At 53.9% G+C, this 14,720-nt stretch carries 14 protein-coding genes; 4 read left to right on the top strand and 10 right to left on the bottom strand.

Translation table 11 applies throughout. The features are described from left to right. Nucleotides 1-387: 387 nt before the first annotated feature. Entirely contained in the window at nt 388-663 is a 276-nt protein-coding gene (locus C666_RS20515; protein WP_028792218.1) for a hypothetical protein, read from the top strand. Nucleotides 664-839: 176 nt separating this feature from the next. On the opposite strand, the gene C666_RS12635 is transcribed toward C666_RS20515, so the two are convergent. Both C666_RS12635 and def read right to left on the bottom strand, forming a co-directional pair. Continuing rightward, nucleotides 840-1,826: a diaminopimelate dehydrogenase gene (locus tag C666_RS12635; protein WP_004339833.1), complete on the bottom strand. Its 987-nt coding sequence runs from the start codon at nt 1,824-1,826 to the stop codon at nt 840-842. After that, nucleotides 1,823-2,344: a peptide deformylase gene (gene def / locus C666_RS12630; protein WP_004339831.1), complete on the bottom strand. Its 522-nt coding sequence runs from the start codon at nt 2,342-2,344 to the stop codon at nt 1,823-1,825. Before def ends, C666_RS12635 begins: the two co-directional genes overlap by 4 nt. A 214-nt stretch (nt 2,345-2,558) precedes the next feature. Here def and C666_RS12625 point away from each other — a divergent pair, with 214 nt between their 5' ends. The 3 genes from C666_RS12625 (at nt 2,559) to C666_RS12615 (ending at nt 4,586) form a co-directional block, all read left to right on the top strand. Next, nucleotides 2,559-3,329: a PEP-CTERM sorting domain-containing protein gene (locus C666_RS12625; RefSeq protein WP_004339828.1), complete on the top strand. Its 771-nt coding sequence runs from the start codon at nt 2,559-2,561 to the stop codon at nt 3,327-3,329. A gap of 71 nt (nt 3,330-3,400) precedes the next feature. Next, nucleotides 3,401-3,838 carry a low molecular weight protein-tyrosine-phosphatase gene (locus C666_RS12620; RefSeq protein ID WP_004339826.1) on the top strand — a complete coding sequence of 146 codons (438 nt, stop codon included), beginning with the start codon at nt 3,401-3,403 and terminating at the stop codon, nt 3,836-3,838. 25 nt (nt 3,839-3,863) lie between these two features. Further along, nucleotides 3,864-4,586 (top strand): SIMPL domain-containing protein, encoded by a 723-nt coding sequence (locus tag C666_RS12615; protein WP_004339823.1) that lies wholly within the window; start codon nt 3,864-3,866, stop codon nt 4,584-4,586. A gap of 73 nt (nt 4,587-4,659) precedes the next feature. Here the strand turns inward: C666_RS12615 and C666_RS12610 are convergent, their stop codons facing one another. The 8 genes from C666_RS12610 to C666_RS19855 all read right to left on the bottom strand — a co-directional run. Next, nucleotides 4,660-5,988, bottom strand: a complete 1,329-nt coding sequence (locus tag C666_RS12610; RefSeq protein WP_004339820.1) for a UDP-glucose dehydrogenase family protein — start codon at nt 5,986-5,988, stop codon at nt 4,660-4,662. A 135-nt stretch (nt 5,989-6,123) separates the two neighbouring features. Further along, nucleotides 6,124-7,356 (bottom strand): glycosyltransferase family 4 protein, encoded by a 1,233-nt coding sequence (locus C666_RS12605; RefSeq protein WP_004339818.1) that lies wholly within the window; start codon nt 7,354-7,356, stop codon nt 6,124-6,126. Between the two features lie 3 nt (nt 7,357-7,359). Beyond that, nucleotides 7,360-8,985: a heparinase II/III family protein gene (locus tag C666_RS12600; RefSeq protein WP_028792217.1), complete on the bottom strand. Its 1,626-nt coding sequence runs from the start codon at nt 8,983-8,985 to the stop codon at nt 7,360-7,362. Continuing rightward, entirely contained in the window at nt 8,982-10,088 is a 1,107-nt protein-coding gene (gene wecB / locus C666_RS12595; protein ID WP_004339815.1) for a non-hydrolyzing UDP-N-acetylglucosamine 2-epimerase, read from the bottom strand. The genes C666_RS12600 and wecB overlap by 4 nt, the downstream gene beginning before the upstream one ends. A gap of 22 nt (nt 10,089-10,110) precedes the next feature. Next, nucleotides 10,111-11,184, bottom strand: a complete 1,074-nt coding sequence (locus C666_RS19865) for a glycosyltransferase family 4 protein (RefSeq protein WP_245603923.1) — start codon at nt 11,182-11,184, stop codon at nt 10,111-10,113. A gap of 58 nt (nt 11,185-11,242) precedes the next feature. Beyond that, nucleotides 11,243-12,121, bottom strand: coding sequence for an ATP-grasp fold amidoligase family protein (locus C666_RS19860; RefSeq protein WP_081593446.1), 879 nt, complete (start codon nt 12,119-12,121; stop codon nt 11,243-11,245). Between the two features lie 99 nt (nt 12,122-12,220). Next, complete coding sequence (locus tag C666_RS20510) at nt 12,221-13,327, bottom strand: polysaccharide biosynthesis protein (protein ID WP_154666183.1); 1,107 nt, start codon at nt 13,325-13,327, stop codon at nt 12,221-12,223. A 71-nt stretch (nt 13,328-13,398) separates the two neighbouring features. Continuing rightward, a partial coding sequence (locus tag C666_RS19855; protein ID WP_211206748.1) for an O-antigen ligase family protein occupies nt 13,399-14,720 on the bottom strand: 1,322 nt, incomplete at its 5' end.

Here is a 14,720-nt window from a genome sequence, read left to right as displayed (position 1 = left end):
GAAGCGCCCAGCACGCCCCTGGCCCCCCTCTGTCCTGCAGAACAAATCACAACCGCTCACGCGGTACGCCGTCGAACCGGACGGGCAGAGGTGCATTTCCTCCACACCAGGCCAAGCTGCACGGCGATTCCGCCCCCTGGTCGGTGTTTCCGGGCCCGGACCGGCCCCGGCGCCAGAATCGCGCGGTGTAGATCGTAGGGAACCACCATGCCGTCACCGGCCGCTGCGCAGCGGCCACGACGAGACCGTAGCGGCTCACCTGGTCGAGCGAGCACGGCCGCGAGGCGGGGTTTTAGTCCGGGTCCGTATGTAACACCCGGACTTTGTCTAACGGGTTAGACATGAGACACTTTTCGGGTCTTCAATTGATCGTCTGAGAACAACCATATGATGATTCCGACGTGGGCCGCAGAGCTTCGGCGCTTGTTCTGGTTCTTGCGCGCGGCGCGACACCTGTCGCGGCCGACACCGCGCACCTGGCGCCGGCGTATCACGGCGGAAAAAAGACGCCTGCTCGCGGCAGGCGTTGATCTGTGGGAACTGCACGCGGTCTGTGTGATGCTACGCCGGAACGAGCACTCGACCGCTGCGAAGCGTGCGCGTGAGTTCCTCGAGAACCGTCAAAAGCAGGCGGCGGACGCTGGCGATGAGGCGGGTAAGTAGCCTGCGGAAAAGCGCGATAATTTGTATTATGTAAACTATAATGCGCATCGTTTGCCAGATCAAAGCGCCTCTCCGCCTTTCTCCCGGTTTGTAGTTGATCTGCCCGCAGCCGAGCCCTGTTCCAACTCCCCGCAACTCGGACAGGTCGATGGCCTGTCCGAGTCGCAGCGCAGTGCTTACAACAGTTCCGCACGCAGCTGTTCCGCGGACTTGATCGAAAGCAATCCGGGAGGGACGTCGAAGGCGGTTTTGGCTCCGTATTGGCCCTGCTGGTTCAAGCGATAGGCAGCGCGCGCATGGGCTACCAGTACGCTGGCGGTGAACTCGGGATTGCTTTCTAGCTGCAACGAATATTCGATCACCTGGGCATGAGCTTCGCTGGTGTTTCCGCTCCGGATGACGAAACCGCCATGCGGCATACGGCCATGCTCACGGCGCAAAACTTCTTCGCTGACGAAGTGAACCTGAGTGTCGTAGTCGGCAAAGTAGTTGGGCATCGTAACGATGGCATGCTCGACCGCGGCCGCATCCGCGCCCTCGTCCAGCACCACGTAGCATTCTCGAGTGTGCTTCTGCCGGGTACTCAATTCGGGGCGGGAGCCGCTGCGTACCAGCTCGATCGCCTCGGATGAAGGCAGGGTGTATTGCACGCCGGCCTTTACACCCGGCACGCGGCGAATGGCATCCGAATGCCCCTGGCTGAGCCCCTTGCCCCAGAAGGTGTAGGTTGCGCCATCGGGCAACAGCGCTTCGCCATACAGGCGATTGATGGAGAACATGCCCGGGTCCCAGCCGATGGAAATCAACGCCGTCTTGCCATTGGCCCTGGCAGGGGCATCCACCGAATCGAAGTACTCCGGAATGCGGGCATGGGTGTCGAAACTGTCGACGACATTGAACATCGCCGCCATTTCAGGCCCTTGTCTAGGCAGATCGTCCTTCGAGCCGCCACAAAGGATCAAGACATCCACTACATCCCTGAACTCGGAAAGCAAGGACGTGGAATGAACCTGCGCCTGTGGGAACAGTGGTGTCACCGACTCCGGAGAGCGGCGTGTAAAGACGCCAACCAGCGCCATGTCCGGATTCTTGGCGATGGCGGCTTCGACGCCGCGCCCCAGGTTGCCGTAACCGGCGATACCGATGCGAATCTGATTGCTCATTTCAACTCCGGGAAAAGAACATCCGTATAGCCAAATCGCGTGAAATCCGTCACCCTCATCGGGTAAAGCACGCCGGCGAGATGGTCGCATTCATGCTGCACTACGCGGGCATGAAAGCCTTCGGCGATACGGTCCATCCGTCCGCCCTGCGGATCGAAACCCTCGTAGCGGATACGATGGTGGCGTGCCACCACACCACGCAGACCGGGTACGGACAGACAGCCCTCCCAGCCCTCCTCCACCTGGTCGCCCAGCGGCGTGATCACCGGGTTCAGCAGAATGGTACGCGGAACGGCAGGTGCATCGGGATAGCGCTCGCTGTGCTCGAAACCGAAAATCACAAGCTGTACGCCAACCCCGATCTGAGGTGCGGCCAGGCCGACGCCCCCGCTCGCGGCCATCGTGTCGAACATGTCGGTGATCAGTTCATCGAGCGCCTGCGTTCCAAAGACAGTCACGGGGCTGGCGGGCTCCAGCAGGCGGTGATCACCCATGCGGAGAAGGCTACGGATGGTCATGGCGTTCTAAGCAGAATGATTTGTCGGAATATTTTACACTCAAGCTGAAACAATGCTGAAATGTCATAAAAAGCCCATCAGTATCAATGAATTGCATAGCTGGCATTGATATTGCTAAAAATTCATCGCGACTACCTTTTCACGTTGCGACGACGTTAAACCCCGCGTTCTGGCCATACGCCAGCCGTGACGTACCGATAGGATGATATACCCCATGAAGAAGACTGCACTCATCGCCGCCACTGCGGCTCTGGCCACCTTCAGCACCGGCGCCTCGGCTGCCGCTTATGTCAGCAACATCGATGCACTTTCGGGTAACTTTGCCATCAGCGGCTTCAACGATGGATCGGCGAACACCTACAGCGTGTCCCTGACCAATCTGATCGGCTCGGGCTCCTTCGTTACAGGCCCGTCTGGCAAGTATGCAGTCAGCGTTGGTCCTGGCGCAGCGGGCGGCTCCGGCTCCGGCTCGGTTACTGTTGCCGGTGCAACCATTTCCCGCTCGATCTCGAGCGACACGCTCGTTTTCACCGGTGACGCCGCAGTCTCCGGCATCACTCCGGGCACCTACGGCTTTGTCTTCGGCAGTGCAGTTCCTTCCTTCTCGTTCGACTTTGGATTTGGCGTCGGTTACAACGGGGCGACCACGCCTGCTGTCCTGGGTCTTCTGAACAGCCTGCTGGGTTTCAGCTTCGTTGATCCGACTGGTGCCGGTTCGCTCGCAGTGACGGGTACCGTCACGAACACGTCCGTCACCCTCAATATCGAAGAAACGGCCGACGGCTGGCCCGGTGCCGGTGAGCTTTTGAAGCAGCTGGTTGATTCCCGTTTCCCGGGGCTTCCGATTCAAGCCATCGGCGGCGACTTCGCCGTCAGCAACGTTGCCATCACCGCCACCCAGGTCCCGGAACCCGCCTCCCTCGCCCTGCTGGGCCTCGGTCTGGCAGGCCTCGGTGCCGTGCGTCGCCGCAAGCAAGCTGCCTAATCAGCCTTTCCGGCAACATCCAGAAACCGATACCCTCGACAGAGGGTGTCGGTTTTTTTTACGCTAGCACCATGTTCGAAAAGATCCTCATCCTTTGCACGGGCAACATCTGCCGCAGCCCGCTGGCCGAAGCGCTGATTCGCGACCGGGCTCATGCCAAGGGCAAGCAGATTCTTGTCCGCTCCGCCGGCATCGGCGCCCTCGTCAATCATGCGGCGGATCAGACCACCCAGCAGGTCGCCAGCCAGCATCAGGTCGACCTCGATACCCATCGCGCCCAGCAGCTCAACCTCGAGCTCACGCGCTGGGCCGATCTGATCCTGGGTATGGAAAAGCATCATCTGGACTTCACCAACGACCTCGATCCCACAACTCGAGGCAAGACCTTCCTGCTCGGCCACTGGAACAAGGCCGAAGTTCCAGACCCCTATCGCAAACCCCAAGAAGCCCACCAACTTGCCTACGAGATCATCTCCGAGGCTGTTGACCAGTGGGTCGAAAAGATCTGACCCCCCCTGTCTTTTGGAGCCAATCATGGCAGAAGCAAAAATAGGACTGATCCCTGCCCTGCTGCTTGCTGGCGGCGTTGCCTTTGCCGGGCTGCAGGTCGGCAAAGGCATCGAGCGTTTCAGGATGGCCGACCGCAGCATCACGGTGAAGGGGCTCGCCGAGCGAGATGTAAAAAGTGATTTCGCAGTCTGGACCTTGAGTTTCCGCCGCGCAGCGGATGAATTCAGCGCCGTGCAGCAGGCCTTGACCTCCGATCGCGAGCAAGTCGTATCCTTTTTGCGCAGCCAGGGCTTCGACGATGCCGAAATCGAGGTGCGTCCGCTCCAGGTACAGGATCTGCTCGCACGCGAGTACGGTCCGGAACGGGTTGCCCTGCGCTTCAATGGGCAAGGGCAGGTCACGGTGAAATCCGCACGGGTCGAAGCCGTCGCAGCCGCCTCGAACAAGGTCGACCCACTGATCGCCACGGGCATCCAGCTCGGCGGCGACGGTCATGGAGAATGGCCAAGCTACCAGTTGCGCGGCTTCAACGACATCAAGCCCCTGCTCCTGGAGGAAGCGACCCGCAGCGCCCGCGAGCAGGCCACCAAGTTCGCTGCCGATGCCGGCGCCCGCCTGGGGGCGCTCAAGAACGCAAACCAGGGGGCCATCCGGATCCTCGACGACGACGGCAGCGACATGGACAGCTCGCGCACCATCGGCAAACGCCTGCGTGTGGTCAGCACCTTCGAATTCGGGCTGGAATAGCCGAAACGCAACCGCCACGAAAGCCAGGCACCGCCCCAAGCCAACTGCGGTACTGGCTCAGGCCTGCCCGATCTCAAGCACGCCCGACGCTGTAGTACGCCCAGCCATCTTCCCTGAGCCTGACAGGCTGGTACAGGTTACGGCCATCGACCAGCACCTTGTTCCGCAAACGACTCTGCATTTCGTCGAAGTCCGGCGCGCGGAACTGCTGCCACTCCGTGCAGATGCATAGCGCGTCCGCATCGTCCAGCGCCGAATACTTGTCCCGCGTCAGTTGGAAATCGTCCCGCTCGCCATAGATGCGGCGCGTCTCTTCCATTGCCACCGGATCGAACGCCCGTACCCGGGCGCCGGCCTGCCACAACGCCTCGATCAGCGTGCGGCTGGGGGCCTCGCGCATGTCGTTGGTATTCGGCTTGAAAGCCAGCCCCCAAACGGCAATCGTCTTGTCCGCCAATGCAGTGGTACCGCCGAAGTGCTGCGCAAGCTTCGACAGCAACACGCCTTTCTGGCGGTTGTTCACCTTCTCCACCGCCTTTAGCAAAGGCGCTTCATAGCCGATCTGCTCGGCCGTGCGGCCCAGCGCCTGAACGTCTTTCGGAAAGCAGCTGCCGCCGTAGCCACACCCCGGATAGATGAAGTGATAGCCGATGCGCGGGTCCGCGCCCACGCCCTTGCGCACTTCCTCGATGTCGGCCCCCAATATCTCAGCCATGTTCGCCAATTCGTTCATGAAGCTGATCTTTGTCGCCAGCATCGCATTGGCCGCGTACTTGGTCAGCTCGGCGCTACGCACGTCCATGAAGATGGTGCGTTCGTGGTTGCGGTTGAAAGGCTCGTACAACTCGCGCATTAGTTGCCGCGCTTTCTCGGATTCGGTACCTATGACAATGCGGTCAGGCTTCAGGAAGTCGCCCACCGCGGCCCCCTCCTTCAGGAACTCCGGATTCGAGACGACATCGTAGGACAAGTCGATACGCCGTCCGGCAAGCACATCGGCTATCCGCTCGCTTACCTTGCCCGCAGTGCCCACCGGCACCGTCGACTTGTTGATGATGAGCTTGTAGCCATCCATATGGCGGGCAATGCTTTCGGCCACCTCCAGCACATACTGCAGGTCGGCCGATCCATCCTCGTCCGACGGCGTACCCACCGCGATGAACTGCACCTGGGCATGTGCCACCGCACGTGCCACATCGGTCGTGAATGCCAGCCTTCCTTCGGCCACATTACGCGCCACGATCGCATCCAGACCAGGCTCCCAGATAGGGACTTCACCCTTGTTCAGGAGATCGATCCTGTCCTGGTCGATGTCGATGCAGACAACGTCATGCCCTACTTCGGCAAGGCAGGCGCCCGTTACCAAGCCGACGTAGCCCGTTCCAAAAGTCGACAGTTTCATACGCCTCGACGATCCTCATACTCAAGAAATGGGACCGGTCTACAGTAGGCGTCTAGTGTTTAAGTTCTATAACCCGAATGTTGCATGTGCAAATAAAACGCGCCGCACGTTCGAGCGCTGGCGGATGGCAGCATCTCAATGTTTTCCGGTAATCGACTCAAGGATGCCGAGCATTTTCTTGGCCAGCACGCTGCGGTCGTAGTTCTGCGCCCCCGACAGCGCATTGCCGCGATAACGCTCATACAGCGCAGGGTCCCCGGCCAGACTGACCAAGCCTTCGCAAAGCGCATCCGCGTTTTCCGGCTCGAAGACGATGCCCGCCTGTTCCTTCTCGACGATGGCAGCCGACTCGCCTGCAACACCATGCAAAACGGGAATACCCATCCCCATGCATTCGAAGAGCTTTGATGGGATCACCGTCGTAAACAATTCTGTCTTGCGCAAATGGATGATCGACACATCCAGCAGCGACCAATAGCGCACGACCTGCTCTTTCGAAACGGAATCGACGAACAGCACATTGTCCAAACCCATCGACTGCGCCCTTTGCATGAGTTCAACCTTGCGTGCACCATCGCCGAGCAGGATGATCCGGTAGCGATCGCCGTCCGGACGGGCCCTGAGCTTGGCAGCGGCATCGAGCAGCGTATCCAGTGCATGTGCCATGCCATGGGTACCGATGTAGCCGGCCACGAACTTGCCTTCCAATCCCAGGCTGTGGACCAGTTCGGCGTCCTTTTCGCGAGGATTGAAACGAGCGACATCCACACCATTCGTCACCACGTGGATCTTGCTGCCATCGATGCCACGGCTGATCAGGTTGTCGCGAAACGCACTGGTGACCGACACCACTGCGGCTGCCTTGCGGTACAGGAACAACTCCAGCTTTTCCAGCCAGTCGAGGGCGGCGGAGTCCTTCATCGCACCCACTGCGCGGATGGACTCCGGCCACAAGTCGCGCAATTCGAACACGTAAGGCACACGTTTCAGGCGGCTTACGACATAAGCGGCACAAGCCGTGAAGAACTGCGGAGACGTCCCAATGACGATATCCACCCCGCGCACAAAGGGGCTTGCCAATGTCGCCGTCACCATGAAGCTCTGGTAATCCAGGATGCGTTTTACGAAGCCCTCGTTCGCCGTGATGTAGGACCACACGCGAATCACCCGCATACCCTCGACTTCTTCCGTCTGCCACAGGCTGTTGCGATACCCCTCGAACACCCTCCCCTTTGGAAAGTTCGGCGCGCATGTGACCACCGTCACCTTGTGGCCGGCCTTCACCCATTCGCGGCAATGCTCGAAAGTACGGCTGGCCGGAGCATTTACCTCGGGCGGAAAATTATCGGTCAAGAAAAGGATATGCATCGATCAGTTCCAGTCGATTCGAACAACGCTCAGCCCGTCCACCAACTCCACAACAAGACAATGTGTCGCTTGCGACACGCCAAAGCGCGGGTGATATGTCGACGGTTCGAGGCTCGCCACCCCCCGCTCCACCTCGCAGCGGATTTCATGCCCGTCCGGCAGTGCCAGTGAAACGGTCGAGCCGCCAGCAACGAGTTGCACCTTTACATCCGGGTGCAGATGGAAACGCGCCTGCGCATGGCCAAAGCGGCCACTCACTGCATCCTCGATCCGTAACTGCCCATTGACGAACCATGTACGGCGATGAACCGGTTGCCCGGGAAGCCGCCGATAACCGTCGTGCGAACATGCTATTCGATCACCATTCTCATGACTGATCTTCAAGGACAGCGGCCGGGCGCGCCTTGCCACGCGAAATCCACCCCAGACCTCGGAAGAGTTCTCGCCGTCGACCACCACCGTGTTATGGGCTGCCGTACCCCGCTGGCGGAGGCGCTCCGCACTGATGCCATAGCAGGATGTACCAGAATTCACGAATACCCGTTGCCCATGAAATGAGCACTCGAAAGTCAGCGTATCGGCGTGGGCATGACCTGGAAGATAATCAGGCCCAATCGGAGCGACATCGAGCAAGGCAAGCATATCCGGCGCCTCAAGGCGCACATATCCGCTCGACGCCAGGTGGCGGAATTGAGCGGCCTGCACCTGCGGCCCCGCAAGCGCCAGTCTGTCGGCATATCCAAGCAGTTCGGCAACCGATGGCGCGATACCCAGGGCAGCATCATTGAACAGGCCAATTTCGCCATCCGGATGGCACATCGCCGTCAACCAGCCGCGCATTTTTCGGGCCACCTCGCGCCAGCCCTTGATCTGGGCATGCCGTGTCGGCGCATACACCTGCGCGATGTTGCACAGGTCCAGCATGTCTTCGAAAGCCAGGGCGTGATACATCGTGCTGCGCTCAAAGTGGCCGCCGTCCGCCAGAATCTGTTCAGGCAGTTCGCGAGCGATGATCGCAAGCCCCTTATGCAACCACGCCTCGGCTTCCTCGCCCTGGAAGAAAAGTCCGGCAAAAACCAGAGCCTTCGCATTTGCAAACAGATGGTTGCCGAGCAGGTGAATCTCCAGCCGCTTGGTCAACCAGCGGGCCTGCACGGCCAGGCTCTGCACACATTGCGCGGGCAAAGGGTTTCCGGCCTGCGCCCACTTCACCCAGTTCACGATGCGCAGTGACAGTGGATATGGCTCCCAGGCATTTCCTTCTCCGACCGGATTACGTGCAACCCAGTCGGCCAGCAAGTGTCGATGCCATGCCACACGCTGCCCTGTGCCCAACGCATTCAGATCGTCAAAATAGTGCTGGTTGTAGCGCCACAGCTTCTCGCGAGCCGGACCATCCCAGCCCACCTCGCTCAAAGCGCCTTCTTCACTGAGAAAAACGAACCTGCCCTCATCGAGCAAGCTCGGTTCACGGCGCGCCGGACTTGCCCAGGCTCCAACACCTGTTCGCAGCGCCGGCGCGGATCGAATGTCCGCCGTCGGACGAACGAAACGAAACCACAAACGGCCGTAAAACTGCACCGGCCGCAGGTAGCGCAGCGTATGCCAATAACGAGCGATCTTCTTCACTGGCAGAGTAGCCTCTCCAACTCGGCCACGATGCGCTCACCCGTCTTCCCGTCCCACATTTCAGGAATCCCGCCCCGCTTCCATTCGCCTGCAAACAGCCTGTCAAGTGCAGGCTTCAGTGCTGCGGGATTGGTTCCAATCAAGTCATTAGTGCCAATCGTGACGGTCTCCGGCCGCTCAGTGTTGTCGCGCAGCGTCATGCACGGCACGCCCAACACCGTCGTTTCTTCGGTGATTCCGCCCGAATCGGTGATCACTGCCTTGGCGTTTTTCACCAGATAGTTGAACTCCAGGTATGGCTGCGGATCGACCAAACGGAAGTTGCTCGGCACCTCGTTCAAGTCTCTCAGCGTCTTGGCCGTGCGCGGATGAACCGGAAACACCACAGGCATCCCCCGCGTTCCTTCGGCAATCGCGGCAAGCAAACGCGCAAAACCATCGCCCTTATCCACATTGGCGGGCCGATGCAGCGTGACCACGAAGTACTCGCCCTGTTTTAGGGCCAGTTCGTCCCAGAACTCCGGCTTTTGCAGGCGCGGCAGATTCACAAGCAGCGTATCGATCATCGTGTTGCCGACAAAGAAGATACGATCGTCACTCACACCACTGCGCCGAAGGTTATCGTTCGCCACCTCGCTGGTGGTGAAGAACCAATTGGTGATCGAATCCGTCACCATACGGTTGATCTCCTCCGGCATCGACCAGTCTCCCGAACGGATGCCCGCCTCCACATGTGCCACCGGAACACGCAGTTTCTGCGCGGCGATCGCGCACGCCATGGTCGAGGTGACATCACCCACCACCAGGCACAGATTGCTCGGCGCATCGAGCAACAGGCGCTCGTAGCGCGCCATGATCGCGCCGGTCTGCTCAGCCTGCGTACCCGAACCCACCCCCAGGTTCACGTCGGGCTCTGGAATACCAAGCTGACGGAAGAACTCGCCCGACATACGCGGATCGTAGTGCTGGCCTGTGTGGATCAGCCGGTAACGGAGCGCACCGCCCGCGGCCTTTCGTGCTTCGAAGGCACGAATGATCGGGGCGATTTTCATGAAATTGGGGCGAGCGCCCGCGATGATGTCTACCAGATACTGAAGTTCCACGTCCTTCCCCTAAAAATACAAATTACTTATTGAAGCGTCTATAAGATTCATGCAGCAGTGTATTGAAACGCTCCGCATATTGACTCATCTGGAGATTCTCCCGATAAAATGCGTATGCATTATTACCCAAGCGGGCGGATTCAGCGGGATCGGCGCCTATCTTTAATAGTGAAGCTAGAAGATCTTCTTCCCTCTCGAACAGAAATCCATTTTCCCCATCTTTAATCGAGAGATACTCGCCACCACTCACAGGGTATCTGTGAGTAATAAAGGGGACTCCATACGAAAAACTTTCCGCTACGCTCAAACCGGCTTGTAGTGGCGACACTGTTGCTGCCGCGACAGAAAAAAAGCGCTTTTTTACTTCAGCATCGGTTACCGCTCCTTCGAAGCGGACGGATTTAGAAATCTTCAAAGTTGTAGCCAGATTCTCTAGCTCTTTACGCAAAGGTCCATCGCCCACCACTCGTAACAAACGAATTCCGGAGTCAGTTGGTAGCTTATCCAAATACTGGGCGAACGTGCGAAACAGTACAGGCAACCCTTTTCGAGCATCAAGCGATCCGATGAAGAGAAAACTATCCTTGCAACAATAAGCCAAGTTCTCAGAGTTCGGAGATTCAACAGAATTGCCAACAACAACTGCTTTCTTCAGCGCTTTTTGAGGATAAAATGGAAGCGGATGAGCCGAATAAAAACCTATCCCGTCCGCAAAACTGCTGCAAAATCCCCGCACACGAGAAATCAGGCTTTTCTCTCTAGCCAATCCGCCAGAAGATGAAACGCCAATTCCCCAAAAAACAAATGCGTATTTTCTCCAAAAATTAAGCGGCAAAAGCCAATACTGGATAAGGCGCAGATTCTGCATCACGACGAGTATATCGATACCAGTTAAAGAGCCACTCTCGACAAAGTCGAATGGGCCGATCTTTTGATACCCCACAACCTTTTGGGAAAACCTCCAGATGCCAGGCAGCTCAGGGCCTCGATGAATTACCGTTATGTCATTCCACTCAGAAAGCCGTTCAAAAAGAGGGGCTCTATAGTGCATCAGACGATGATCGAGGATAAATAATATCTGAAGACGATTTTTCATCATCTATCCAAAAACCATTAAAACAACACCTTGTAGATGAACATAGAAATGATAAACATCACTTTATAGTAGGCAGTTTCCACGAATCACCCAGCGATCTGTTTAACACCCCATTTCGACTACTTCTCATCATCGAAGGGTAGGGAGTTAACTCTGAAAACCAAATTTCATCGTTATGATAATAAAGATCTATTCTCATAAAATCAAAATCTTCCCCTAATTTTTCTGCAGTTTCCAACATCTCTCCAAATTTAGAAGGAGGGGGAGGGAGATGAATCCCTTGCGGATCCTCTGAAGAGTACTGTAACTGCCACTGTCTATTCAAAACATAGCGACGCTTTACTCCGCCCCTCCCCGTAATAATTTGTAGTAAAGAGCATTTACCTCCAAAAACGTAAAATTTGTAATCAATTAGATCTACTGATCCATCGCCGATTAGCTCTTCAAGAACAAGCGCCTTTTTCGCCTTACCGTACGCCCACCCCCCCCATCCAGCCGTACCAACACTGCCATACGTTTTCCACCAACCTTTCAGGTTGATTGAGTTTAAATCAGGAACACCTTTCCCAATGATACAAAAGCCACTACTGTGATTGGGTTTCAGAGCCCAACCTTTTTCAAAAAAGTCTGCAGGCAAAGAAGAGAGCTTTTTTATATCATCTAATTCGAAACCCACCCATAGATTCTTGGGTACATTAATTGAGCTAACTTTACTCTTTGCATACTCTTTCATACGCATTTTATCGCACGTAAAAGAGAGTATTTCTCTACGATCGTAGACAAGCCGCCAGAGCATTTTTTCAGAATACCACTGTGGATTTTTCAAATTTGGCCAGCGCTTTTGTCTTATTAGATGGTCCAGTGACATTCTATTGGCGTACGATATAGGAAGAGTTTTGATAATATCAACATAAATTCTTTTTACATCAATTAACATATTTTTTCCTTTTAAGATCAAAAATACATCAAAGAATACACAAAGTGGCAAGGAGATTCTTCATGTTCATATGTATATTAATTATAGTTTCCTGGCAATTCATTGGTGTTTTTGCGATCTAACTGAGCCAATATTTCCTAGAACTAAAGTTCCTACCAACACAACATGTCCTAAGACCATGGACCATGCGAGAGTCGAAAGAGTAAGGTTTTCCCATAGACAGATTATGACTAAAACCTGTACAAGAAGAGAGAAAACAGTAGCCATAAGAGACCAGAAGTTTTTCCCAGAAGCTATTAATACAGGCGTAAATGCCAGCGAGAAAGCCTGGAATATAAAGAATAAAGAAAAAATCAAAACCAGTTCTGAACTTGCATCTTTAAAAGCTTGATCTACACTCGGGATCTTGCTGTCCCAAAAAACAAATAAAACACCAATATAAGCCAGTAAAAGAGCACACATTAATCCGGCCACCCCAAAAGACTTACGCAATCGTGGCTTTAATTCATTGGGGGCAATTTCCTTAGAAAGTCCTTTTTCATACTTGATCATTATTGCCGCATAAATGAAAGTAATTCCACTGGCAATCATATATGACTTTACAAATATAGCGACATCTCCAATGGAAAGAGCAACACCGATAACGAAGCGATTGCCTTGAAGCCCTAATTGTGTAAGCAGTGACTTTGACCCGAAAATTAGCCACCCTGGAATCAATTCACGGATTGAAATTTTGCAATCAAAAGCCATCTTCTCAGAAGATCTAATAAATGCACCAAAGAGTACAAAAAAATAAGTTGCAGTAGAAAGTGGTAGGAAATTAGGGTTGTAAGGCAGAGCAACCATAAATACTACGGTACTTAAAACTGCAGCATAAACCTTCGTTCTGTTATACAAAGACACATTTGCAACACGTAAGACGTAGAGAGCAGTTTGCGATCCCGCAAAAAAAAACACCGACAGCGAAATTGCCAACATAGCAGCTGAGCTGTTGAAATATAAATATGCAGCACATAAAATCACAGGGAGAAGTAATAAATAAAGAATCCCTGTGCTATAAAAGTGCCGTGCATCAACTTGATGCTTAAATAGAATTTCTTTTATTTGAGGATAAGAGACAATTGTTCCAAAAATAGCTTCTGCGCTAATAAGAAGAAGCAAATATCCATAACTTTCAATATCAACTAAAGACCCAATCAAAAGCACTCTAATCCATAATAGCCCTCGTGAAAATAGTTCTGAAGATATAATTTTTAACATATTCTACGTACACTCTTTTATTTGTTTTGCGCAAAGGAAAAATTATTCTTTGAGGCGAGTAAAACTCCAGCCATCATCCAGAAGGGAGCTGTCGCAAAATAATTTCCAAAAACTCCTGTAGGCTCAAAAAGAGTTGGAACAAATCCAGAGGCTAAAAACATAGCGCAGATTGCTCTAGGAATATTTTTTGATCGCAATACGTAGAAAGACAATCCGACACTAAAAATAAAAAAACCTAAAAACCCTAGCAGTCCTTGTTCCGCTAAAATACGCAGCCAAACATTGTGGACTTTCTCAACATCCTGCCCAAAATCTTTTAGATTGACGGCTCCAGCACCGAGGACGGGGGAGTCTAGATACATATTCAATGCGACGATAAAGCCTTCCGTTCTTCCTGTTGTTACCCCACTACGAAGTTCTTCGGGGGCAACAATGGAGAGGTAGGTCCTAGACATTAAAAAACGCTCACCAAAATTAACCATTATAAACAAGCTTAATAATAAGAGAGCAATAAGAAGAGTTGCCGCTCTGGCTTTTGATGTACGAGCTAAATAACCTAGATAGGCGGCCAGTACTATTATTCCAGTAATTAATCCACCCCTTGAGTCAACAACAACAAGATTAAGAATTAAAACAATTACCGCCAATGAAAAAATAGTCTTTTTTAGATTGGATTCGCTGACAACAATGCCCACAAAAGTTATAGCCAAAAATACATTGCAAATTGCAGTCCACCCCGTTCTACCTCCGTGAAATCCAGTCTGATACAAAAACAGCCTAACTTCGTGTATTGGGTTAAAAAAATACCCTGAAAGAACGAAATCCACGACAACAAGAATTGCAATTAATGAGAAAAAGACGGATGAAAAAAATAAAGAATTTAATGCGCCTTTTAACCCATGGCGGCAAGCAAGGGTATAGCCAAGCGTAACAAAAAAAGAGACTGCGAATAAGCCAGCAAAATCTAAATTAAGATGCGCAAGAGCAGATGGCGTAGCAATAAGGGCGGAAAAAAACAACAGTGCAGGCATGAAACGCGGAACCGCATAAATGCCGTCACGGAAATAGAGAAAAGGATAGGCTAACAGAAGGGCAAGGAAAAATAATTTCCCCAGGAGCAAAGCAGAGCTCGGAATGCCAGGGAGCCAATAAACAGGGCTTAATCCCAAAAAGAGAGTGGCCAATGTCAGCTCAGCAGAAAAACTATCCTCTTTTTGCATTGTGGCTTGAGAGTGACTTTTATTTATTTGAAGTGGCACCTTTAAGGAACCCCTGATCAATTGATGTTCTGAGCAACCGCACCCAATCCAGCCATTTCCAGCCGACTCCGATGATCGAT

The sequence above is a fragment of the Thauera linaloolentis 47Lol = DSM 12138 genome (genome assembly GCF_000310205.1).
Lineage (GTDB): Bacteria > Pseudomonadota > Gammaproteobacteria > Burkholderiales > Rhodocyclaceae > Thauera > Thauera linaloolentis.
This window is presented reverse-complemented; position numbering and strand designations above follow the sequence as displayed.

Coding starts and splice junctions, on each gene's coding strand:
- C666_RS20515 (WP_028792218.1), top strand. CDS start 388: ATGATGATTCCGACGTGGGCCGCAGAGCTTCGGCGCTTGTTCTGGTTC.
- C666_RS12635 (WP_004339833.1), bottom strand. CDS start 1,826: ATGAGCAATCAGATTCGCATCGGTATCGCCGGTTACGGCAACCTGGGG.
- def (WP_004339831.1), bottom strand. CDS start 2,344: ATGACCATCCGTAGCCTTCTCCGCATGGGTGATCACCGCCTGCTGGAG.
- C666_RS12625 (WP_004339828.1), top strand. CDS start 2,559: ATGAAGAAGACTGCACTCATCGCCGCCACTGCGGCTCTGGCCACCTTC.
- C666_RS12620 (WP_004339826.1), top strand. CDS start 3,401: ATGTTCGAAAAGATCCTCATCCTTTGCACGGGCAACATCTGCCGCAGC.
- C666_RS12615 (WP_004339823.1), top strand. CDS start 3,864: ATGGCAGAAGCAAAAATAGGACTGATCCCTGCCCTGCTGCTTGCTGGC.
- C666_RS12610 (WP_004339820.1), bottom strand. CDS start 5,988: ATGAAACTGTCGACTTTTGGAACGGGCTACGTCGGCTTGGTAACGGGC.
- C666_RS12605 (WP_004339818.1), bottom strand. CDS start 7,356: ATGCATATCCTTTTCTTGACCGATAATTTTCCGCCCGAGGTAAATGCT.
- C666_RS19865 (WP_245603923.1), bottom strand. CDS start 11,184: ATGAAAAATCGTCTTCAGATATTATTTATCCTCGATCATCGTCTGATG.
- C666_RS19860 (WP_081593446.1), bottom strand. CDS start 12,121: ATGTTAATTGATGTAAAAAGAATTTATGTTGATATTATCAAAACTCTT.